Genomic DNA, 24,513 nt, shown 5'->3' on the forward strand with positions numbered 1-24,513 from the left:
AATGATTTTTTTAACTGAAAACATAGATAACATAAAAGCGACTGCAGCAATATTTGGGTATATAGGTTCAGTATTGGCGTCTGTTTTTTTAATACCACAAGTATATAAAGTTATTAAAACAAAAAGCATAAAAGATGTTTCAATGGTCATGACATTAATTATTTTGTTTGGTACTTTAATATGACTTACTTATGGAATTTTATCAGGGATTTCAAGCGGGTGATTATTAGCTTTACCAGTTATAATTTCAAATGCGGCTCAATTAATTTGTTCTTTGATACTAATTATATTAAAACTAATATATATGGGGAAAATTAATTTAGTTAAAAACAACAAAGGAGAAAAATAAAATGAAAAATTTTGGGAAAAGATTATATTTAAACATAGCTTTGTGTTCTAACATTTTAATTTTTATAGTTTTATCTATTGTAGCTTTTTTTAGTGTAGGTTTTAGTGATGGGGTTGCTTTGGGTAAAGGTCATTCAACTATTTCAACACCATTTTTTTGACTAGGCATAATTGGAATAACTCTAGTTGTTGTAGCTATTGTTTTTCCGTTTATAAAAATTTTTAATAAAAAACCATCAACAAAAAGAATTTTAGATATCGTTAATTTTGCATTATTATCAATAGCAGTTGCTTTAATGTTAGCATCTCAAATAACTTTCACTGCTAAAATAGACAAACCTGACTATTTTAAACTAATAGGATCTTGTTTATTGATATTTATTGGTTATTCAGTAACTGTGCAACCACAAATGAAACTAATTTTTATTAGATCTAAATCTTCTAAAGAAGAAAAACCAAAACAAGTTGAAGAAGATGTTGAAAACAAAAAATTCATAGAGGAATAACATTATAAAAAATGAGGAGTCATTTTTCATTATTTAATGAATTTAATAATGAAAAACAAAGCTTAGTCAGAAAATATCTTCTTAACAAAAACATATTAAAAACTAACTAAAAAATATTTTGTTATTCAGTTTTAGTGAGTTACTTGCTAAATTAAGCAAGTAAAATTGCACTTTTAATAGATGTAATTGTTAATGAAGAATTAGCAAAGGCTTCAAACTTTGCTAAAGCAACAAAAGTTATATTTAAAAAAGTTTTTGAAGGTACAACAATTGACCATTTGAATAAACATAAATTTTACAATATTTAAAAAATAAAAGTAAAATTTTAACAAGCCATGCTTTTAAAAAAAGAATTGACATTTCATACAACAAAGAATTAATTAAAATCTTTGGAAATGAAATACAATCTCATATTTTTGATGAATTAATTTAATTAGTAATTATGGTTATGTACTTGAATATAGATTAAGTTATTACAATCTAAAATATTTTAATTGAGAATTTTATATAATGAAGAAAAATAGAGGTTAGTTAAATTATGAAAAATATATTGTCAATTGGAGAAGTTTTAATGGATGTATATTATGAAGAACAAATAAGTGAAATTGTTGGTGGTGCATCTTTTAATGTTTCTTGCTCTATTGGTGCTATTAAAAATAATAATAGTTATTTTGTTGGTGCGTTAGGAAATGATAAGTATAAAAATGAAATACAAAAATTTTTTAAAAAGTATAATGTAAAAGATAAGTTAGTACAGAATTCCAATGTTCCAACAACAATTGCTCAAGTTACTTTAGATGAAAATAAAGAAAGATATTTTAAGTTTATTAGAAATAGTGATGCAGAATACAAATTAAACACAAACGAAATTGAAAAGCTTTTAAATGTTGATTTTATTCACTTTGGGAGTGCTACAGCATTTTTAGGAGGCAATTTAAAAAAATCATACGAAAAACTTTTTAAATATGCTATTAATAATAAAATTAAGTTTTCTTTTGATCCAAACTTTAGAGATAAATTATGAATAACAGATAAAGAAATTAAAGAGTTTGTAGAATATTGCAAACCGTTTATTGAAACTGCACATTTAATTAAATTATCTGATGATGAATTAAGATTACTAACAGATATCGACAATCAGATTGAAGCTGTTAGTTCAATAGCGAGTAAAAATCCAAAAGCTTTAATTGCTGTTTCAAGGGGTAGTGATGACACCTTATTTGTTTGAAAAAATGTTATTAGTTATGTTCCTGTTGCATCTTCTAAAAAATTAAGAGATACAACTGGAGCTGGTGATTCATTTATTTCAAAGTTAATTGATGAATATGTTACAAATAAAATAAATGATCAAACAAGCATTGATGAGATAACTAGAATAGTTCATAATGCTAATTTATTTGCAAGTAAAAGTGTTGAGCATTTAGGTGCTTTAACATTTTTAGATTTCATATAATAACAAAAGAAAGAGGGATGTTATGGTTAAAATGATAATAGTAGATATTGATGGAACTATTTTGCATAAAAATAAAATTCATTCAAGAACTATTGAAGCTGTGCAATATGCAAAGTCTTTAAATATTCCTTTTGTAATAGCTACAGGTAGAAACATAACTACTATAAAACCAATTGCTGAAAAATTAGGTGTTTTTAATGAAGGACATTATTTTATTGGTCAAAATGGTGGTCAAGTTTTTAAATATTTAAAAAATGGTGAGTTTTGTATTGAGTACACTGATGTTTTAGATAATGAAGTAGCAAAAATTATATTTAAAAAAGCAAAAGCGAACAAAATTAAAGTTTTTGCATATTCTGAGTATGAAAAACATGCTTATTGTACAAATAAAATGGGTGCTTTCACAACATTCATGAAATTTAAATCTAAACGTCAAAAACTTTTAAGCATCAAACAAATTGATCAAAACTCAGCTATTTCTAAATGCGTATGCTTTGGTAATTCTAAAAATATGAAAAATTTTAGAAGTTCAATTGATGAACTTAATTTATCTATTTTTGATTTTAGTTATGTATCAAATGCTCATGCTAATATTGAAATTAACCCACCTGGTGTTAATAAAGCTAAAGGTATAAAATTTATTTGTGATGATATGAAAATTGATCCAAAAGATGTAATATACTTTGGTGATGGTGATAATGATATTGCTGCTTTAGAATTTGTTGGTCATGGTGTTGCTATGATAAATGCAAAAACAAAAGTAAAAAGTCATGCTAAATACATTACAGATCTACCAGTTCAAGAAGGTGGAGTTGGAGAATATCTTTTTAAAAATATTTTTGAAAAATAAAACATTTTATTGATTTTTTTTTATTTTATATTGTAAAATTTATTTACATTAAAAAAAGGAGTAAGAAATGTACCTAGATATTAGAAATCAATTTTCTTTAAATTCTAATCAATACATTACAGTTGAATGATTGGATGTGGTTTTTTTTCATGCTCAAATTTTAGAAACTAACTTGCAAACACAGAGTCTCTCCCTTAAGTAGAAGTCAGCATTAAAAATAAGACTTCTTTTTTGTCATGCATGCATGATGTTATTTTGTTGAGTATTAATTTACTTAAAACCAAAAACAAACAGGAGAACAAAAATGGAAAAAAATATTTTAGAGTTACGTAACGTAACCAAAGAATATGATGGTAAAGTAGTTCTAAAAGGAATAGATTTAAACATAAAAGAGGGTGAATTTATTACTTTACTAGGACCATCAGGTTGTGGTAAGACCACAACTTTAAGAATTATTGCAGGATTTGAAAAAGCTAATGCTGGACAAATAATGTATGAAGGGAAAGACTTAACACCTATTCCTATAAACAAAAGACAATTTAATACTATATTTCAATCATATGCATTATTTCCTCACTTAAATGTGTTTGATAATGTAGCTTTTGGATTGAGAACTAAAAAAGTAAAAAGAGCTATTTTAGAAAAAGAAGTTTTAAAACAATTAGAACAAGTTGGTTTAAAAGGTTTTGAAGAAAGAAGAGTTCAAGATCTTTCTGGTGGTCAAAAACAACGAGTTGCTATTGCACGAGCTTTAGTTATGAAGCCTAGAGTTTTACTTTTAGATGAACCTTTAGCAGCATTAGATGTTCAATTAAGACAACAAATGCGCGAAGAATTAAAAAGATTACAAGAAGAAATTGGAATTACTTTTATTATGGTTTCTCATGACCAAGAAGAAGCTTTAAGTATTTCTGATAGAGTAGTTGTGCTTAATAACGGTGTCATTCAACAAATTGGAACACCAGAAGATATTTATAATGAACCAGAAAGTTTATGAGTAGCAAAGTTTGTAGGTCAGTCAAATTTAATTGAAGATGGTGAATTTGTTGAAGATCATAAAGTTAAAATTGATAATAAACAATTTTATTGTGATGATACAAACTTTGGAGAAAATGAGACTGGTGTTGATATTGTTATAAGACCAGAAGATATAGAAATTAAAAAAGGCGGCACTGGATTTTTTAAAGGCAAAGTTGTAAGAACAACTTTTAAAGGTGTTTTTTGAGAAGTTTTAGTTGAAACAAAAAGTGGCAGAGAGTGAAAAATTCAAACTACACAAACTTTTGAAATGGATGATATTGTTTCATTAAAATGAAACGATCAATCAATTCACGTTATGTGAAAAGAGATTTAATCATGAGTAAAGCAAAACAAAAAAATAACGAAAAAGAATTAACATGATTAAATTCTTCTATTCAAGTAAACTATAAAACTGAAATTAAGCCTATTGCCAATTTAAAAAATGACAAAATTAAACCGTTAACTAAAAAAGAAAAACAAGACTTGGATAGTAAATTCAAAGAGGAAAAAAGATTATTAAAACTTCAACAAAAAGCAAAAGAATCTTTTGATAAAGATGAACTTGAAGAAGAAATAGATCTTCAAATTGCAGAAGCTAAAAAGCAAAGTATTAAAGATAGAGTTCAAAAATATGGTGGGATGTTAAAATCAAAAAGTTTTTTTCATAAAATAGGTAAAAAAACAACACCTATATTATTGCCTTTTTTTATTGTGATGATATTTTTAGTAATTTTACCAATTGTTGCAATTATAATTTATTCAGTTATTCAACCAACAAATGATTTATCAATGTTCAAAGTAACGCTACAAAATTATTTGGATTTATTTAGCAATAAAAATATAATGCTTGCATTAGGTGTAACTTTATTTTATGCTTTAATATCATCTTTAATGTGTATTTTAATAGGTTACCCAATAGCTTTAATTATGTCTCAATTACGATCAAAAATGGTTGCAAAAAATGTTTGACTATTGGTAACTCTACCAATGTGAATTTCAATGATTATGAAAGTTTTAGGTTTTAGAAGTTTATTTTTACTTCTAGCACCAAGTATGCTAGGAACTCAAGTTGCAATTATTATTGGTATGACTTATATGTTTTTACCATTTGCTATTCCACCAATATACGATGCTTTGGAATCAAGAATTAAAGATATCGAAGAAGCTGCTCAAGATTTGGGGTGCTCAAAAAACAAAACTTTTTGAGTTATCACTTTAAGATCATCAGTCCCTGGGATAATAACTGCTTTTACTCTTGTTTTATTACAAACAGCAACATCTTTAATAGTTGTTCAGTATATGGGTGATGGAAAAATAAATTTAATATCAAAAATTATTGAGTCATACTTTTTAAAAGGAAGTAATTTTGGGGCTGGTGCAGCCATTAGTGTTGTTTTAGCAGCAATAGTATTAATAATTATGTTAGCTTCTAAATTTATTAGTAATAAATTTGAAAATAAAGGAGGTAAAAAATGAAAAGACTCTTCAAATCAAGTTACTTTGCTTTAATCATATTATTAATATACCTTCCTATAGGTATTATGGTGATATTTTCTTTTAACTCAGGAAATACAGTTTCTAGCTGAATGGGATTTAGTACAAAATGATATGAGCAATTTTTTCAAGATTCAACTTTTATTAAATCAATTATAACTTCATTGTTTGTAGCTGTTGTATCAACTGCTATTTCGTTAGTTATTGGAGTTAGTGCAGCAATTGGTTTATCAAAACTTGATAAACGAAAAAGAAATAAATGATTAACTATTTCAAATGTGCCTTTAATTAATGCTGACATCATTACAGCTGTTGCTTTAATGGTCGTATTTTTATTGTGTGGTATAAAGTTTGGCATATTTACACTAATTATGGCTCATATATCATTTAACGTCCCATATGTAATTATTACAGTCATGCCGCGTTTAAGAAAAATAGACCAAGGGATTATTGAAGCTTCTAATGATTTAGGAGCTAAAAGCTCTACTGTAATATTTAAAGTTATATTACCAATTTTAAAACCAGCTATCATTTTAGCCGCGTTTATTGCATTTGCAATGAGTTTTGATGACTTTATAATTTCTTATTTTACAGGTGGAGATCAACAGAATGTATCTGGATTTATTTATGCAGCCAAAAGAATTAAGCCATTTATATTTGCTTTTGGAACATTAACAGTAGCAATTATTGCATTAGCTGTTTTAGTATATAACGCATTTTTGATTGTTGGAGAAAAACAAGAAGAAACTATAGCTCAAATTAAAAATGGAACTTATAAACAAAAAGAAATTTATAAATTACAATCAAAACTTAATTTAGCAAAATCAAACTTAGAGAATTTATCTATTATTAAAAAGTCTTATAGTATTAAACTATGAGTGCAATATTGAATATTAAGTTTAAAATTGTGAAGAGCAAGTTTAAAAAATTATGATAAAAAAATATCTGTTTTAGAATGAAAAAGATATAAATTACAAACAGAAATTAATAATGAAAAAAAATATAAATCTAAATTATTAAAAAATCAAAAAAAAGAGTTAACTTTGAGAAAACAAAAAGCTTTAGCTAAAGATGTTAAAAAAGCTGCTAAGTATTCTATTGACTTAGAAAAAATCATTGAAGAGATTGAGTTTTTAACAGAAGAGATTGAGTGAATGAAAGCTCGTGATGATAAAGCTGTAATTAAAGCTAAGTCAATAAATGATAAATTGCAAAGCTTAATATCTGATTTTAATCAAGAAGTTGAACCAAGTAAATCAACAATTAAATGATATACAAAAAAAATTAAATATTACAAAGATTGAAAAATTGAAGTTGAAGAAGGTAAAAACAATTACAAGTTAAAATTAGTTGTTGAAAAACTAAAAGAAATTAAAAAGAATAATGAAAATAAAATTTCTAATTTATCTTCAAAAAAAGATTTAATTTGAACCCAAATTTATCGTCAACAACCAATTCTTGTTGGTTATAAAGATTTGAAACAAACAAAAAAACTATCAATAATTGAAAATTATGAAAATAAAATTAAAAAAACAATAGATAAAATTCAATTTAAAATTACACCAATTCAAATGAAAATAGCGAAAAAATCAAATGAATTTTATAACATTGAAACTGAAGATGTTAGATATACAAAAAATTGATTTACAAGAAGTTGAAAAGTTTTATTAGTATCGTTAATTGGTCTAGCATCTTTTTCAGCATTAACTGTAGCATTTATTAAAAACAATATTTATGATTTAACAGTTGGTAACTGAGGGGAATATATCGATCGAACAATTATTAAAGATTTTGAAAAAGAATATAAAGTAAAAGTTAATTATCAAGAATATGATTCAAATGAAACTTTGTATAATAAACTTTACACATTTTCTTATGATTTAATGGTACCAAGTGATTATATGGTTCAAAAGCTTGCTGAAGAAAATAAGTTAGAACAATTAGATTACTCTAAGTTGAACGTTTGATCAGAAGCATTTGAATATCTGGACCAAAGTGATGCAAAAAAAACTCATGAAGGTATTAATAAACAACCAGTTGATTCAAAAACAGAAACAAAAGAAAAAACTAAGCCTTTACAAATTGTTAGTTCTCTTTTAGATGTTATGGGAAATAGTAGAGTTAATTTAGATTCTGTTGATATTCCAGAACATAGTTTAAATACTGGAACAATAGCAGATTATGCTTTAAACTACTTTTGAGGTGATTTAACTATAGTAATTAATCCTAATTCAAAAGGTCGTGATGGCGGAGATAACATTAAATGATTATTTGATAACTATCGCGATGCTGTTGGTGTTGTTGATGAAAGTGGAACATTATCTGCTTTAAAAGTTGATGATGTTTATGATGCTACTAAAACATATGGAGTTATTAATTTTGAATTATCATGAGATATCTTATGAAAAGCAGCTGATGCTGGTAAAAAAGTTGTTATAAATGAAGATCCTAAGAATCTATTTGCTATTGGTGGTCAAAAATTATTTGGTAAAGGTAATCTTAAAAATAAATCAGAAATTGATGATATTGCAGAAGAATTAAAAACTTTAGTTTATAAACCAAATGTTGGTCTTGAAGGTGATTCTTTAATTCAAACTGCTGGTGAAGGTAGATTTGATTTTGCAGTCATGTACAATGGAGATGCTGCCAATGCTAATGCTTTATATAATGGCGAGAGCGAACCAGAAGAAGATGAAGTAGAAGAAGTAGATGAAGAAAGTTTGATTGCTGAAGAAATTACTGAAAATGAAAAAGTTTATTTCTTATATGGAAGACCAAATAAATACAATCAAGCAAAAAACTTTAGAGAAACAACTAATATTTATTCAGATAATATGGTTATGTCTAAAAATGCTAAAAATAAAGATTTAGCTTATAAATTTATGAATTTTATAATTGCTAATGCTGAAGAGTTGTCTAATTTTACAGGTACTCCAACACCTTATGTTGAAACTTTACAATCTGCAACTGAGCAAGGTGCAACTTTTGAAAAATATAAAAACTTATTTTTACCAATAGTTATGAAAGGTCAACAACTAATTGAAGGAAATCTTGAACCATTTTTCTATAATGGAAAAATAGATGATTATCTAGTTGATGAATATACAAATTTAATTGCTGGTAAACAATAAATAAAAATAAACCTTTTTTGGTTTATTTTTATTTATAATTTAATTTAAAGGAGATTTATGAAACATATACAAAACAATAGTCACACCTTTGCTTTTAAAATAGAAAACACTATAACAAAAAGACAAAATTCGTTCAAAAAAAATAAATTTTATTGAAGAACATTATTTAAAATATTATTTGTATTAATTATGACAATAACTATTTTAGATATGTATATTAGAAGTTCTGTTTGAAATATTTTATATGTTCACCAAATTAATGGATTGCTTGCAAAAGGCGAAGTTATAACATTAGATGATATATTAACATATGGTGTTTTGCATAATGCCCGATGAATTGCTAAAAAAGAGTACATTTCAACAACAATAAATTTTGTTCAAGCATCTCAAGGTTTAAAAGCTATATTTAACCCATTTGAACAAATTAACAGTTTATCATCTTATTTTACTGTTTTATCAAACATTTTAATCACTGTGTGAATGTATACATCTCTAATTAAACCTCATAATGAGTCTAAAAAAGGATTGCTTAGTGAGAAAGCATCAATTATTACAGCTACTTTAATTACAATTACAGGAATTATTTACAATGCATTTTTAAGAGGAGTCTCAATGTCATCATCTAATGCTTATTTATGAGAAAAAATTTTATCACATGTCTCAAATGAAATACTACACACAATAGCACCATTATTATTTGTATTATATGTTTTATTCTTTATGAAACACCAAAATGCACAAAAAGTAACTTTTAAAAATTTTTCAAAAACACTATTAGTAATCATATGTATATTATTAGCATATGGTGCTTATGCAATTTTACGAGGAATGATAAAACAAACAGCAGGCACTCCAATTGATATTGCTTATCCGTATTTCTTTTTACAAGTTACAAACCCTTTAATATTAGGATTGCCAGGATATGTTTGATTTGTAATATTTATTGTGATATTAATAGTTATATCTTTAGTGTTTTCAATTTTTTATCAATCAATTATTTATTTAACAAATAAAAATAAACTGAATTAGTCTAAATTTTTATTAATTACCTTATAATAAATAAGGTATGTTCATGGCGGTGTAGCCAAGTGGCTAAGGCATAGGTCTGCAACACCTTGATCGTCGGTTCGAATCCGATTGCCGCCTCCATTAAGAAAAACAAAAGAAGTTTATATGCTTCTTTTTTTGTGTTTTATAAAATCTTCAAAAAATTTATTGTTTTTTACACTTGTCTCCTTTATAATAAATAAGTCCCTAAATTTTTTTAAGGGTAACAATAATAACAAATGCGCCCGTAGATCAATTGGATAGATCGTTTGACTACGGATCAAAAGGTTAGGGGTTCGAGTCCCTTCGGGCGCACCAATTTTGTCAGCAATGTTATTATTGTTGAAGTAATAACATTTAGTATCGGGAAGTGGCTCAGCTTGGTAGAGCATTCGGTTTGGGACCGAAGGGTCGCAGGTTCGAATCCTGTCTTCCCGACCATTATATTTTTATGTGGGCCCTTAGCTCAGCTGGGAGAGCACCTGCCTTGCACGCAGGGGGTCGTCGGTTCGATCCCGATAGGGTCCACCATTTTTTTGGCGGGGTAGCTCAGTTGGTTAGAGCGTTCGGTTCATACCCGAAAGGTCGAGAGTTCAAGTCTCTCTTCCGCTACCATATTCATAAAGGACCTTTAGCTCAGTTGGTTAGAGCATCCGGCTCATAACCGGACGGTCACTGGTTCAAGTCCAGTAAGGTCCACCATTTAGTAATTACACAGTTGTTGCTATTTGAACAATTTTATAAGGAAGATTACCCAAGTCCGGCTGAAGGGATCGGTCTTGAAAACCGAGAGTCGGGGAAACCCGAGCGGGGGTTCGAATCCCTCATCTTCCGCCATTTTTATTTATCGCGGGGTGGAGCAGTTGGTAGCTCGTCGGGCTCATAACCCGAAGGTCATAGGTTCAAGTCCTATCCCCGCAACCATATGGCCCCATAGCGAAGTTGGTTATCGCGCCTCCCTGTCACGGAGGAGATCACGGGTTCAAGTCCCGTTGGGGTCGCCATTATTTTTGGTTGTGTAGCTCAGTTGGTAGAGCAGCAGATTGAAGCTCTGCGTGTCGGCGGTTCAATTCCGTCCACAACCACCATCCAAAAAAAGCAAAACACTTTTTAGTGTTTTTTTATTTTATTTATCGTTTTTTAAGAATATAATTATAAAAAGGTTATTTTTATGAAAAAAATTATGAAGTTATTATTAAGTAAAAATGTATATATAATCTCAGTAGTTATTATCTATTTATTTTTTGCTTTTTTTATTTATTTTTTTGATGATTCATTAATGGGTCTTTGAATACTTTCAAATATTCAGAAAATAAATTCTGCAATTTTATTATTTTTGTTTATTTTAATGATTGTCAATTTTATTAACTTTATTAAAAAAACTGATGCCTATGTATATAAAAAAAATCAAGATGATAAAACTGAAAAAAAAGAACTAATGTTTGCCATGGTTAGAAATATGTTGTGTTTAGTTCCATTAATACTTATTAAACTATTCGTAAAATTATTTCAAAATAACATTCTTTTTTCTCGAGCAAACAATTTTGAATATTTGTCAATAGTAATAATAAGTTTTTTATTATTATCTACAATCATCATTATTTTTGGAACACTTTTATTTAAATTTAGATCTAATCAAAATAATAACTTATCAGTCAATTTTAAAGTCCTTATTATCTTTTTTGCTGAAATGAAGAAAAAAGAAAAATCAAAAGAAAAGAAAAATAATAAAGCCGATTCTAATTTATCACAAGTTTTAGTTAATGTTATTTTACATATAAACAATACAACAGTTGAATTATTTTGAAAAATTAAAAGAATCGTATTGTTAAAAACTAACAAAAAGTATAATTTACCAGCAAAGTTCCAAGTTTAATTTTAAAAATTAATTTGGAGGATACAAAATGAAAAAATTATTACAACTACTTACAGTAGTTACTATTTTGCCTACTGTAAGTATGGCTGCTGTCTCATGTGATGTGTCATTTAAAAGTAAAGAAAAAAGCGAAAATAAAACAACAGAAACATCAACTAAAAGAATAAAAAACACAGAACTTAAGTTAGAAGTGGAAAGCCTTTTAAAAGATAAAACATTTAATAGTGTACAAGAAGCTGCTGAATTTATTGCAACATACAAAGATTGAAAAGCAGAAGGTGTACTAAGAGTCCAAGCGTCTATTTTTACAGAAACTGATGCAGCTAGTATTGCAATAACACCAATTTTAAAAGAAGGATATGAATGACTTGATACTTATGGGAACGTTTTTGAAGTATATATTAAAGTAGATTTAAATAATGAAATTAACAAAAAAATTGAAGAAATCAAAAATAACAAATATGATGAAAAAAATCTAGAATCTGCAAAAACTGAAATAATTCAAGAAATTAAAAAAATAAAAGGTATTAGTTCAGTTGAATTAAATTGAACTGATGAGAATTTGCTAAAATATTCACTAAAACTGGTATACAAACAAAATTTTTCAGGACCTGAAGTAGTTAATAGTGAAACAAAAACTTACACAAACTTAAAGGAAGCAATTTCATCTGTAAAAAGTAAAATTCAAGAAAAGGGTTATAGCACAAACGATGATGCAAAAAGCACAATTATAAGGTTATATAACAATATTGAAGGTGTGAAGGATGTGACATTTGAATGAGAAAATTCTGTTAATTATAAATATAGAGTTAATTTAACATTTGAATCAACATATTATTCTGATGACACAAATGTTTCAGATTCATTAGTAAAAAATGAATCAGTTGGAAAAGAAGTTGAACAAATCTTTGAAGTTGTTAAAAATAAAAAATACAACATAGCAGATGAAAATATTGAAGAAGAATTAATCAAACCATTTAATAGTACTAATTATTTAGAATCAGTAAAATTTAGTTGATTATCACAACCTAATAATACATATAAACTTACTTTTAATTATAAGAAAGGTTATTTTGGCCCTGAAACACTTTCTGCAAAAATTTTACCAAAAATGGACATTACTGATATGATTAAAGGTGCAATTACAAATATAGAATTTGAAAATAAAGGTGTAGTTTATGAAAATGCATTAAAAGTCCAAGAAATATTTTCTAAGAATTTAAAGCAAATTAAAGGTGTGCAAACATTAGATTTCTCTACTAATGCAAATAATGATAATACTTATAAATTAAGCATAAAAGTAAGTTATGATGACGAAAACTATTTTGGCAATAAAACTTTTGAATCTAATTTTGAAATGAAAAAACCAATTGATGACAATGTTTTAAAACAAAAATCAATTTTTGAAAACCAAGAATTTAAAAACTTGGACGCAGCCAAAGAATATATTAGTAACACTTTACCTAAAATTGAAGGTGTTAAAGAAATTGTTAATATAACATCTGATTCTGAAACTAAAAATGTTAAATTTACAGTCATTACTGATGAATTACACTCAATGCAATATAATGTTTTAGAATGAAAAGCTGACTTGAAGTTCTCTGAAATTAAACCAATTGATAATCAAGAATTAAGTTGAGTTAATGGTAGTCAAAAAAAATATCAAGATATTAAACTTAGTGGATATAAACTTATTGGTAAAGATTTAACATTCAAAACTGATGTTGATAATTTAATTTCAATTACAGAATATGAAAAAAATAATAATAAGTATTTAAGTATTCAATCATTAACGAATGTGGCCGGAGTTAAAACTGTTAAAGTTGATGTTCAAGTGTATGGTCAACCTGAATCTCAAGTAAGTTTTGAAGTAAAAATTATTGGACAACCGGTAATAACAACAGAAGAACCTTGGCAGGTTGATATAGCAAGAGGTAAAAATAAAGACGTTCATTTTCATATAGATTTTTATGATGATGCAAGTAATATTTTAGATAGTGATCAAGAAGATAATTACATAACAACAAGCATAATTAAAGAAGATGTTGCTAATGGTTTATATATTTTAAAAATATATGGTGTTAAAAAAAACAAATTATTTGGTAGCCAAAAGGCTTACATCAAATGAAATGGCCAAACCCTATGAACTGTAAGAACAAAAGTTTCATCCTAAGAACAAGAGTTAGATAACATAAAATTAAAACTTATTTAAAACTTATTTAAAACTTATCTTTTTAGATAAGTTTTTTATTTAAATAAAACCTCAAGATTTATAAGTTATAATAAAAAAGAGTAAAAAATGATATATAGGAGAAAAAAATAAAATGAGACAAAAAGTAATTTTTGGAAACTGAAAAATGAATGGGAACAAAGAAGGATTAATTTCTTTTTTAAAAAAAGTAGAAAAAGCAATTAAAAAGTCTGATGTTAAAGCAGGATTAGCTTTACCATTTACTTTATTAGAAACTGGGATCAATAAAGCAAAAATTATTGACATTGCTGCACAAAATGTGCACTTTGCAACTAATGGAGCTTACACTGGAGAAGTGTCAATTGCAATGCTAAAAGAAATCAACACTAAATATGTTGTGATTGGTCATTCTGAAAGAAGAGAAATGTTTGGTGAAACTGATGATACTGTAAATAAAAAAGCTATTGAACTTATTAAAGCAGGAATCACTCCGATTATTTGTTGTGGTGAAACTTTAGAAATTAAAGAAGCTAAAAAAACTGTAACTTGAGTTAATGGTCAAATTAAAAAAGCTTATAAAAATATTTCACCAAGTGATGCCTTAAAAACTATTATTGCATATGAGCCAATTTGAGCAATTGGAACTGGTAAAACTGCAACTGCAAATGATGCTGAAATTGTTTGTCAAAAAATTAGAGAAAACTTAGCAAAAATTTATGATGAAAAAGTTGCTGATCAAATAACTATTCAATATGGTGGAAGTGTTAATCCTTCAAACATTTCTGAATTAATGTCACAAAAAAATATTGATGGAGCATTAGTTGGTGGAGCTAGTTTAAAAGCAGATGATTTTATTGCTTTAATCAACTATAAAAAATAAATTATGAAAGAAATTAAACTATTAGCTTTAGATATGGATGGAACTTCATATCATAAAATGGCAGGTATTATTTTAGATAATGTAGAGCCTATTAAAAAAGCAATTGCAAAAGGTGTTAAATTAGCTTTTGTAACAGGTAGACCAGCTGTTTCAAAATTAAATGAATTAGAAAAATATGGTTTTGATAAAGATAGTGAAATTATTGTTGGTTGTAATGGGGGATGTATTTATGATTTAAAAAATCATAAAGTTATAGAATCAAATTGTATTGATTCAATTACAGCTAAAGCAGTTTTTGAAGAAGCTTTAAAACATAATGCTTGCATGTGAGGATACACTGATGATCTAAATAAAGTAGTTGTTACTAAAAATTCAATAAATAGTAAAGACTATATTTTAGAAAAAGGTTTTTTTGATGGTGAAGTATTATTTTATGAAGATGTTAAAAATGACTTTAGTTTTAAGTTTTTTAAACTGTTAGGTTTTCAAGGTAATGAAAAATTATATAATTTATTAGAAGAAAATTTTGATTTAAACATTTCAACTAATGATAATTTAATTGGGGAAATAAATGTTAAAGGAATAAATAAAGCATATGCTTTGAAATGATTATCAAATTTCTATAACATTCCTGTTGACAACATGGCTGCTATTGGGGATGGGATGAATGATTATCCGATGATTCAAATTGCTGGAATTGGGGTTGGTATTGCAAATTCAGTTCAACCTATTAAAGATATAGCTGATGTTTATATTAATAAAACAAATGTTGAAGGTGCTGTTAAAGAGTTCATTGAAACATATATATTAGGAGAGAAATAAAATGAAAAGTAAAAGACCAGTTATTTTAGCTATTTTAGATGGTTGAGGAATTGAAGCTCCAGCCAAAGGAAATGCTGTTGATAATGCAAATCAAAAATTTGTTAATGAAATGAAAAATACATACCCATGAGTTGAAGCACATGCTTCAGGAAAATGAGTAGGTTTACCCGAAGGACAAATGGGAAACTCAGAAGTTGGTCATATTCATTTAGGTTCAGGAAGAATCAATATGGAATCTTTAGCTAAACTAAACAATGAAGTTGAAATTAATGGTTTTGCCACTAATGAAGTTATTCAGACAACTTTTGCTTATGTACTAAAACACGACTCAACATTGCATTTAATGGGGTTATTTTCAGATGGTGGAGTTCATGCTCACATGTTACATGCAATGTCATTATACAAACATGCAATTAAAGCAGGGATTAAAAAAATCGCATTTGATTTAATTACTGATGGAAGAGATACTGAACCTAAAGTTGCAAAACAATACATTCAACAATTATTAGATTTAATTAAAGCAAATAATAACATTGGTGTAATTAGTTCAATACATGGTAGATACTATGCAATGGATAGAGATAAAAGATTTGAAAGAAGTGCTGTTTCATATGAAGTATTAACGAAAAGAACTTCACAAGTAAAATCATTTACTGACCCATTGGATTATATACAATCAGCATATGATGGTGGGTTGGATGATGAAATGATTGTTCCTGCTTACAATGCAAATATTATTGGTGGAGAATTAAAACAAAATGATGCAATGTTATTCTTCAACTTTAGACCCGATAGAGCTATTCAAATAGCTTCTGTTATAACTAATAAAGATTATGCTTCATGGAAAGATGAATCATTTAAAAACTTAGAATTTATTGGAGACAAGATTATGTTTGTTTCAACAATGAAATATTCAGATAGTGTAACTTCGCAATGAATAGCTTATCCTCCAACCCCTCTGATTAACACTCTTGGTGAGTATGTTGCTGCAATTGGGTTAAAACAATTAAGAATTGCTGAAACAGAAAAAATTGCTCATGTTACATTCTTTTTTGATGGAGGAAATGACTATTTTAAAAATGGTCTAGCAACACAAGATGAAATTAAATTAACCAATGCAAGTCTTGATTTAATTTCATCACCAAAAGTTGCAACTTATGATTTAAAACCTGAAATGTCTGCAAAAGAAATTACGGACTGATTAATAAAAGAAAGAAAAAAAGATGAGTTTGACTTAATTGTGTTAAACTTTGCAAATTGTGATATGGTTGGACACACTGGTGATTATCAAGCTACTGTTAAAGGTGTAAAAGTTTTAGACGAACAATTAAAAAGAATTCATGATGAATTTGTGTTAAAACATAATGGAGTTATGATTATAACAGCTGATCATGGAAATGCTGAAGTTATGATTGATGAAAAAAATGGCCCTAATAAAAAGCACACAACAAGTTTAGTTCCAATTATTGTTACTGATAAAACTATTAAACTCGATGATCAAGATCCAGCTATTGTAAAAATAGCACCAACAATTTTAGAAATTTTGGGTGTAGAAATCCCAAAAGAAATGACACAACCTTCAATGATTAAAAAATAGATAAATACATTAAAAAGTTTTTGAATTAAATTTGAAAACTTTTTTATTTTTTATATTATAACTTTATTCATAAAGTTATAATATAAGCTAATAAAAATATTAAGGAGGAATAATGAGCAAACATTATAAATACAATGCTAATTTAGAAAATGTTTTATCAAATTACAATAAAGAACGTATGGGATTTTTTAAACTTCTTTACACAGTTGGTAAAACTAATAAAAAAGTTGCAAGCTTAGTTATTATTACAATTGTGGCTCAGGCTCTATTGGTTTCTATAGTACCAATACTAACTAATATAGTAATACAACAAGCTCTTTTCGATAATCAATCAAGACAAAGTGCTGGGCAAGATTATGGTCAGGTTTGATATGTATGAATAATTATTATGACATTAGTTGTTATTCTTTTATCAAGTATAGTTTTTTTTAAAGATTGATTGTTTAGCATCATCACTTCAAGATTAGAAGTAAAGTTTAAAATAGCAATTTTAAGAAAATTATTTGAACAAGATATATCATATTATTCTGATAAAAAAATTGGTGAAATAATGACAAAAGTATTATATGATACATCAAATGTATCAAATGAAATTAGCGGTTTGTTGAATTCTTTAATACAAGCACCCATGGTTTTGATATTAGGAACAGTATCATTATTTATTATTTCACCACATTTAGCAACAGCTGCTTTAGTAACTGTTTATTCAATGGTTTTAATATTAGTGTTTGTTGTTAAAAATTATCGTAAAAACCATTTACAACTTAGAAACATAATGAGTTCAATAAATGGAATAACAGCTGATAAAATTAATTCTATTAGATTAATCAAATCATCTGGAACAAGAGAATATGAAAATAAGGAAATTGAAAAAATTTATGAACCTTATTTAAAACAATATAAACCAGTTGCGCTTAAAGGAGCTGCACTAAGTACTATATTAATAGCATCAGATGTTATTGTAGCAATGGTTGTTGTTATTGTTGCTGTATTAATATCAAGACAAGATTCAGAATCATTTGCTAAACTAGTGCCTATTACAGCTGGATTAACTGCACTAACAAGACCATTGTGACAAGTGTCTGGAATTATTCCAGCTATTTCAAGAGCATCTGCTAGTGCTGAAAAAATATATGGAGTTATGAAATCAAAACCATTATTTTTAGAACATGAACATGATGGAATAATTATTAATGAAGATATTAAAAGAATTGAGTTAAAAAACATCGTGTTTAGTTATCCAGAACAACCTTCAAAAACTATTTTACAAAATATGAATATTACTTTTGAAAAAGGTAAATCGTATGCATTTGTTGGAGAAACTGGGGCTGGTAAAACAACTATTTCTAAGTTATTGTTAAGATTTTATGAACCCTCAAGTGGTGAAATTCTTATTAATGGACATAATCTAAATAAATTAAATTTACCTGTATACTTACAAAGGGTTGGATATGTAGAACAAGAACCTCAAATTATTTTTGGTAATGTTTTTGAAAATGTTAAATATGGTGCTTTTGATAAAACAGATTCACAAGTTATAAGAGCATGTAAAAAAGCAAAATTGCATGAGTTAATATCAAATATGCCAGATGGTTATAATACTATTCTTGGTGAAAGAGGTTTTATTTTATCTGGTGGGCAAAAACAAAGATTAATTATTGCTAGAATGTTTTTAAAAGATCTAGAAATATTAGTTATGGATGAAGCAACTTCAGCTCTGGACAATATTGTTGAAAAAGAAATTCAAGTGTCATTAAATGAATTAATGGTTAATAAAACAACTGTTGTTATAGCACATAGATTATCAACTATAAAACATGTTGATGAAATTATTGTGCTTGGTGCTAATGGAGCTGGTATTGTTCAAAGAGGGACGTTTGAAAATCTTAAAAAAATTGAAGGTCACTTTAAAAAACTTTATGAAGCTGGCATGTTGGAATAAAAAAGCTGTTTTTTATTAACAAGTTTTAAATAATAAAAATAGAAAGCTAAAAATAAATGAAAAATTTATTAAATAGATTATGAGAAATTATAAAATAAACTTTAAAAAATAAAATATACGATTTTAAGAACCTGCATATATGAATTTTCAATATTTTAAATTTTCAAAAGTTAAAGATCAATTTTTAAATTTTTAAGAAATAAATGTTTTCAATAAACTTATTTATTTTTTTAATAATTAAACAAATTATATTTAAAATAAATTTTTGTAAATTGTTTAAAAAATTACACATTTATAGAATTTATTTGTTATTATTTTAATGTAAGATAAGGAGTCGCTTATGAAAAACATTAATTTAGTAATTGCTTGTGCAACTATTGATAAAGGTTTTTCTGCAGTTTGATTATCTGCGAAAAATAATTTTTTAATACTTTAATGATATTTGGTGATATGCAGATAGCTATCATAAAATCAACTTTTAAATTAAATATTATTAAGTAATTGGTAATATTGTTATTAAAAGAAAGTTTAAAGGAACTGTTTTAGTAGATAATTAATTTTCCTTATATAGATATAATTTAAATCAATAAATAATATTGTGTATGAAAAAAGTAATTAGTAATTAAAATAGTGACTTAGCAAATCTAAAAGATTTCTAAGTTTTTTTATAAAAATTATATTAATTTTTTAAAAGTTTAACAAGATTATTTTTCAATTAAAATTTCAAGAAAGGAGATGATAGTTTTGCAACAAACTCAAAAAGAGTTACAAGTAACAGAATTAATTAATGAAGTCAGTTTAACTGTAACTGATAGTGAAAAGTCAAATAGTATTTTGCAAAGAATCCCTTACCACTTTAATAAGTTAAAAGAAGGTTTGGAAGAATTTACAAAACATTACCCATTATTAACCTATTCATTAAAAAGAATATTTTTTTCAATAATTACTGTTTATATAACTATAGCTGTTGTTTATTGCTTATTGAATTTCCTTATTGATGACACTACTCTTATGATAGATATATCAGATAAATCAATTAATCAAAATGGTGGTATTACTGGTGAGTGATATTTAAATCGCTTAGCAACAAGAAAAGAAAAGTTAGGCTTAGATAAGCCTTTAATTATTCAAGTATTAGTTTACTTACGAAATGTAACTCCGGTTATACCAAAACAAGTTACGATAATAACTTCTGAAGCTGGATCTCCACTCACTATTTATGAACCTGTGACAAAATGATTCTATTTAGGAATTTCATTGAGTAGGGATGTAAGCGGTCAATTTGGTAAGCCTGTTTCTGATATGTTTATTAAAGCAATGCCACTTTCGTTTTTGGTTGGCGGAACTGGAACACTATTGTCCTTTTGTGTAGGGATACCTTTAGGAATATTTGTAGCAAGAAAAAAAGATAAACCAGTTGATACTGTTATAACAACAATTACACTTGCAGTTATTGCAATTCCTGTTTTAGTTATTATTATACCTTTTTATCAATTTACGCTTGTTTATTTAGGTGGTAACACTAGCTGAGATCAACTTTCAGCATTTGGGAAAATTTTTCCAATAATAGCAATTATGATTTTAGTAACTCCTGGTGTATTAGTTGAAACAAGAAGATTAGTTATTGATGAAATGACTTCTGATTATACTAAATTTGCTAATTCAAAAGGTTTAAGCGAAACTTATGTGTTTTATGTGCATGTATTTAGAAATTCTTTTATTAGAATGGCAAGGAATATACCTACAATATTTTTGTTCACAATTTTTGGTTCAAGTATTTTAATTGAAACAATGTGAGGAATGAAAGGCATGAGCTACTACATGGTCAGAGCAATTAACTTTACAGATATATTTACAGTTTTAGGTTTTGTTACTTTATCAGCTTCTTTGGGAATTATGACAACATTGGTAGGAGATTTATTATTAGCAATCCTTGATCCAAGAGTTAGTTTGAAGTAGGAGAAAGATTATTTATGAAAGATATTAAAAAGACAGATATTGATTTAAATGATTTAGATTCAAGTTTATTTGAACTAGTTGGTGATGATTTATCACAAGCTGAACAAATATACACAAAACCATACAAATATTGAAATACAGTTTTAAAAAAAGTATTCAAAAGCTACACCTTTATTGTATGCTCAATTATATTATTAGTTTTTTTGGTGATGACTTGTACTGTAGCTCTTGGAGAATCAGCAGTTCCTAAAATTAATTTATCTAATAAAAATTTACCACCTTCACTAGAACATTGGTTTGGTACTGGTACTAAAGGTGAGGATTTATGAAATAAAGTTTGAATAGGATCTAGAAGTACTATGTTATTTACAATTTTAGTATTTTCATTTCAAACTCTTATAGGAATTACTATTGGTTCTATATGAGGATTTTATAAAAAAGTAGATATGTTATTTTTAGAAATAGTTAGATTTTTAACAGCTATACCTTCGTTAATATTATGACTGGTGGTTATATTTATTTTTAATAAAGGTATGGCAAGCATTGTTTTTGCGATTTCTTTGACAAGTTGAATAGGTTTAGCTTCATTAATTAGAATTCAAATCCTTTTAACAAGAAATGCAGAATATAACATAGCGTCAAAAGTTTTAGGTTCAAAAGGTCCTAAAATTATTAGAAAAAACATAATGCCAAAAATACTACCAATTATTATCCAAACATGTGCCTTTGTTATTCCAGAGGCAATAGCTATTGATTCAACCCTAGCTTATTTAGGTTTTGGTTTTATTCCTCAAAATGATAACTCAAAAGCATCTCTAGGTTCTATTTTAAATGAAACTTTAGCGGGTAGTGATTGACAAGTAACACCGCACCTTTTAATTGTTCCATTAGCAGTAGTTGGTGGAATATCATTAGTATTTTATCTAATAGGTAAAGTACTTTCGGATTCTTTAGATCCAAAAACTCATAGATAAAAAAGGAGAAAATTTATGAACAAATTAAATAACAAAACAAAATATCGTGGTTTAGCTTTATTGCTTGCAGCTGGTTTCATAGCTTCATCGGCTTCAGTAGCGGTAGTATCATGTAAAACTGGTATTTCATTAGAAAAAGTTCTTGAGAGAAGAAGAGACACTAAAACTTTAACTTTAACTTATCAAAGTCCAGTTGAAGGTTGAAATACAGCTCATACTCAATTGGCTGGAGATGGAGAATTCTTGGCAAATTTATACGCAGGAGCTCTAGGAATTGATGAATATGGAAGAACATATGGCGATGTCTTTGAATCTGGATATGCTGATTCAAATGGTAATAGTCCTTATGTTGGAAATCCTGCACCTAAAAAGTCTGAATCTTCAGAACACGAAAGTTCTCAAATAGTTAGTGATGAACAAGACGTTGAATTTAATGCAAGTTTATGGCAATATAAAATACGTAGTAATGCAAAATGATTTGATAAAACTGGCAGAGTTCTAAGAAATATTAAAGCTTCCGATTTTGAAAATACAGCAAAATATATCTTAAATTCATCAAAAGGTTCAGATCTTTCAATGTTATGAGAGTCATTTATATTAAATGCAACTGAATTAAGTGAGTTATTTTCTGCTTATGTAGCTCTACCAAATGAAAATGGTATATCAGAAACTGAAGAAAATAAACTAATTGATGCTGCTTGAAAAAAAGCCTTAGAAAAAGTTTCAAAAGTTGGTGAAGTATTTTATAAATTAAAAAATAAAGAAGGTCAAGTGGTTGAATCAAAAGAACCAGTCAAAATTTTAAAACCTGGATTTGGACTTCATATTAATGAAGAAGAGGGAACTGTTAAGTTTGAGTTAACAAAACCTTCAACTTACTTTGAAACTGTTTTAACTTATGGGTGTTTTTCACCTATTTATGATGCACATGTTGATCAATTAGCAAATTCTCCTATTGATGCATTCAGTGGAGCTTACTTGCCAAAATCAATTGATGGTGATGACAAAACTCTTGTAAAAAATGATAACTACCATTTTGCAGAAAAAACTTCAATCAGTACTATTAACTGAAAATATCTGGCTAAACCTACATCATCAAAAGCAAGAGAAATGTTTGAAGCCGGAGAAGTTGATAGTTTTGTAGTAAAACAAACTGATGAAGCTGGTTGAAATAAATATGTTGGTGAAGATTCTTTAAATCCAAAATTTACTGGTGTCTACAGTACTGATCCAGTAAAAGATTTTTCATTTGGTATCTACTACAACTTTGCTAATGCAACTGGGGATTCAAAAGCTATTGCAGCGAGTAAAGTTTTACAATTAAAAGAAACTAGAGAATTTTTAGCAACAAGTATTAATAGAAGTGATTTTGTAAAATATTATAGTGAAAAATTTGACACAGTTGATCAAAAAGTATCAAAAAATGTTAGAAATATTTATACATCGCCAAACTTCGCAATCAATCCGAGCGCTGATCTTGGTGATGGAGAAATTGGTTCTAAAGATTACGTTGAATACGTAAAAGAAGCAGTAGAAAGATTAACAAACAAAAAAGTTAAATCAAAAGATCTTGAAGAGGGCCATGATCCATTTTTAAATAATTCAATAAGTCTTTCAAATCAAGACCAAAGTGAATTAATTGCAGCAATTAATAAACACATAAAAGACAATGGTATTGAAACAAAAGAGGGTAAAGTTGAATTGATATGAGCATTATCTCCAGATAATTCTGTTACTAACCCATATTTGGTTCAAATGTTTGATAACTTTAACAAAATTGAAGGCAATCCTTTAAAAATTGTTGCTCCGGTTTCCAACACTCACAAAGACTGGACTGCACTTCAAAGGTCAGGTAAGTTTGACTTGGCGTCAAGTGGGTGAGGACCAGATTATGCTGACCCATATTCATATTTAGCTACTTATAAAATTAATGGAGATTATGCTGCTTACCATGGGTTTAGAAGATTAACTGATGATCTTGGTGAAAACGGTGATAAAAAACTTAAAACATCAGCTACAGATTCATTTATGGAAATAGTTAATTCTTATGATACAAAGGTAAAAAAAATTGACACTAATGAAGGTGACACAACAGATGACAGATACAATAATTTTGCTGAGGAAGAAGCTAAAGCTATTTATATTGACTTTTTATTTACACCATTCTACAATAGAAATCAGTATAAAGAATATAAAGTTTCGTATATTAAACCTTATACATATGGGCATGCTATATATGGTTTATCTACAGCCAGAACATTTACTCAACAAAAATCATCTTCAATTGCAACAAAAGAAGAATATGATTACCAGATAAATCAATATAAGTTGGTTAAAGAAGCAATAGACACTAGACCTTCAACAGGTAAAGCAAATAATGTTTTGTTTAAAACACCTACAAAATCAACCACTGTTTAATAAAC

The 24,513-nt window shown here is 27.3% G+C and carries 18 protein-coding genes and 10 tRNA genes; all 28 read left to right on the plus strand.

The features are described from left to right. The first annotated feature begins 1 nt into the window (after position 1). On the plus strand, positions 2–349 hold the full coding sequence (locus EELLY_RS00240; RefSeq protein WP_104205529.1) for a SemiSWEET family sugar transporter: 348 nt from the start codon (positions 2–4) through the stop codon (positions 347–349). 1 nt (position 350) lies between these two features. Beyond that, the gene (locus tag EELLY_RS00245) at positions 351–854 is read left to right on the plus strand and encodes a hypothetical protein (protein WP_104205530.1); all 504 of its coding nucleotides are present in this window, start codon (positions 351–353) and stop codon (positions 852–854) included. A 538-nt stretch (positions 855–1,392) separates the two neighbouring features. Beyond that, positions 1,393–2,307 (plus strand): carbohydrate kinase family protein, encoded by a 915-nt coding sequence (locus tag EELLY_RS00250; protein ID WP_104205531.1) that lies wholly within the window; start codon positions 1,393–1,395, stop codon positions 2,305–2,307. Positions 2,308–2,329: 22 nt separating this feature from the next. Next, positions 2,330–3,157 carry an HAD family hydrolase gene (locus EELLY_RS00255; RefSeq protein WP_104205532.1) on the plus strand — a complete coding sequence of 276 codons (828 nt, stop codon included), beginning with the start codon at positions 2,330–2,332 and terminating at the stop codon, positions 3,155–3,157. Positions 3,158–3,224: 67 nt separating this feature from the next. After that, entirely contained in the window at positions 3,225–3,359 is a 135-nt protein-coding gene (locus EELLY_RS04315; RefSeq protein WP_281253988.1) for a hypothetical protein, read from the plus strand. A 102-nt stretch (positions 3,360–3,461) separates the two neighbouring features. Continuing rightward, positions 3,462–4,511, plus strand: coding sequence for a spermidine/putrescine ABC transporter ATP-binding protein (potA, locus tag EELLY_RS00260; protein WP_104205533.1), 1,050 nt, complete (start codon positions 3,462–3,464; stop codon positions 4,509–4,511). Between the two features lie 2 nt (positions 4,512–4,513). Further along, positions 4,514–5,686 carry a spermidine/putrescine ABC transporter permease gene (gene potB / locus EELLY_RS00265; RefSeq protein WP_245859134.1) on the plus strand — a complete coding sequence of 391 codons (1,173 nt, stop codon included), beginning with the start codon at positions 4,514–4,516 and terminating at the stop codon, positions 5,684–5,686. Continuing rightward, complete coding sequence (gene potCD, locus EELLY_RS00270; RefSeq protein ID WP_104205534.1) at positions 5,650–8,802, plus strand: spermidine/putrescine ABC transporter permease/substrate-binding protein; 3,153 nt, start codon at positions 5,650–5,652, stop codon at positions 8,800–8,802. The genes potB and potCD overlap by 37 nt, the downstream gene beginning before the upstream one ends. A 57-nt stretch (positions 8,803–8,859) precedes the next feature. Then, positions 8,860–9,831, plus strand: coding sequence for a Pr6Pr family membrane protein (locus EELLY_RS00275; RefSeq protein WP_104205535.1), 972 nt, complete (start codon positions 8,860–8,862; stop codon positions 9,829–9,831). A 45-nt stretch (positions 9,832–9,876) separates the two neighbouring features. Continuing rightward, positions 9,877–9,951 (plus strand) — tRNA-Cys (locus tag EELLY_RS00280). 139 nt (positions 9,952–10,090) lie between these two features. Then, positions 10,091–10,167 (plus strand) — tRNA-Arg (locus EELLY_RS00285). 46 nt (positions 10,168–10,213) lie between these two features. After that, positions 10,214–10,290 (plus strand) — tRNA-Pro (locus EELLY_RS00290). 14 nt (positions 10,291–10,304) lie between these two features. Next, a tRNA-Ala gene (locus tag EELLY_RS00295) sits at positions 10,305–10,380 on the plus strand. Between the two features lie 7 nt (positions 10,381–10,387). Then, positions 10,388–10,464 (plus strand) — tRNA-Met (locus EELLY_RS00300). A 10-nt stretch (positions 10,465–10,474) separates the two neighbouring features. After that, positions 10,475–10,551: transfer RNA gene (locus EELLY_RS00305), tRNA-Ile, on the plus strand. A 42-nt stretch (positions 10,552–10,593) separates the two neighbouring features. Continuing rightward, a tRNA-Ser gene (locus EELLY_RS00310) sits at positions 10,594–10,686 on the plus strand. A gap of 11 nt (positions 10,687–10,697) precedes the next feature. Further along, positions 10,698–10,773 (plus strand) — tRNA-Met (locus EELLY_RS00315). 3 nt (positions 10,774–10,776) lie between these two features. Further along, positions 10,777–10,853: transfer RNA gene (locus tag EELLY_RS00320), tRNA-Asp, on the plus strand. An 8-nt stretch (positions 10,854–10,861) separates the two neighbouring features. Continuing rightward, positions 10,862–10,937 (plus strand) — tRNA-Phe (locus EELLY_RS00325). An 83-nt stretch (positions 10,938–11,020) separates the two neighbouring features. Continuing rightward, a complete protein-coding gene (locus EELLY_RS00330; protein ID WP_104205536.1) occupies positions 11,021–11,725 on the plus strand; it encodes a hypothetical protein in 705 nt (234 codons plus the stop codon). A gap of 28 nt (positions 11,726–11,753) precedes the next feature. Beyond that, positions 11,754–13,898: a hypothetical protein gene (locus EELLY_RS00335; protein ID WP_104205537.1), complete on the plus strand. Its 2,145-nt coding sequence runs from the start codon at positions 11,754–11,756 to the stop codon at positions 13,896–13,898. A gap of 151 nt (positions 13,899–14,049) precedes the next feature. Further along, on the plus strand, positions 14,050–14,796 hold the full coding sequence (tpiA, locus tag EELLY_RS00340) for a triose-phosphate isomerase (protein ID WP_104205538.1): 747 nt from the start codon (positions 14,050–14,052) through the stop codon (positions 14,794–14,796). Between the two features lie 3 nt (positions 14,797–14,799). Further along, on the plus strand, positions 14,800–15,618 hold the full coding sequence (locus tag EELLY_RS00345; protein ID WP_104205539.1) for an HAD-IIB family hydrolase: 819 nt from the start codon (positions 14,800–14,802) through the stop codon (positions 15,616–15,618). A gap of 1 nt (position 15,619) precedes the next feature. Further along, the gene (gene gpmI / locus EELLY_RS00350; protein WP_104205540.1) at positions 15,620–17,215 is read left to right on the plus strand and encodes a 2,3-bisphosphoglycerate-independent phosphoglycerate mutase; all 1,596 of its coding nucleotides are present in this window, start codon (positions 15,620–15,622) and stop codon (positions 17,213–17,215) included. Between the two features lie 112 nt (positions 17,216–17,327). Then, positions 17,328–19,157, plus strand: a complete 1,830-nt coding sequence (locus tag EELLY_RS00355; RefSeq protein ID WP_104205541.1) for an ABC transporter ATP-binding protein — start codon at positions 17,328–17,330, stop codon at positions 19,155–19,157. A 744-nt stretch (positions 19,158–19,901) separates the two neighbouring features. Beyond that, positions 19,902–21,116: an oligopeptide ABC transporter permease OppB gene (oppB, locus tag EELLY_RS00360; protein ID WP_181021026.1), complete on the plus strand. Its 1,215-nt coding sequence runs from the start codon at positions 19,902–19,904 to the stop codon at positions 21,114–21,116. A 14-nt stretch (positions 21,117–21,130) separates the two neighbouring features. Beyond that, the gene (gene oppC / locus EELLY_RS00365; RefSeq protein ID WP_104205543.1) at positions 21,131–22,090 is read left to right on the plus strand and encodes an oligopeptide ABC transporter permease OppC; all 960 of its coding nucleotides are present in this window, start codon (positions 21,131–21,133) and stop codon (positions 22,088–22,090) included. A gap of 15 nt (positions 22,091–22,105) precedes the next feature. Beyond that, positions 22,106–24,508, plus strand: coding sequence for an ABC transporter substrate-binding protein (locus tag EELLY_RS00370; protein ID WP_104205544.1), 2,403 nt, complete (start codon positions 22,106–22,108; stop codon positions 24,506–24,508). Positions 24,509–24,513: the final 5 nt, after the last annotated feature.

The organism is Entomoplasma ellychniae, from assembly GCF_002930155.1.
Taxonomy (GTDB): domain Bacteria; phylum Bacillota_I; class Bacilli_A; order Mycoplasmatales; family Mycoplasmataceae; genus Entomoplasma; species Entomoplasma ellychniae.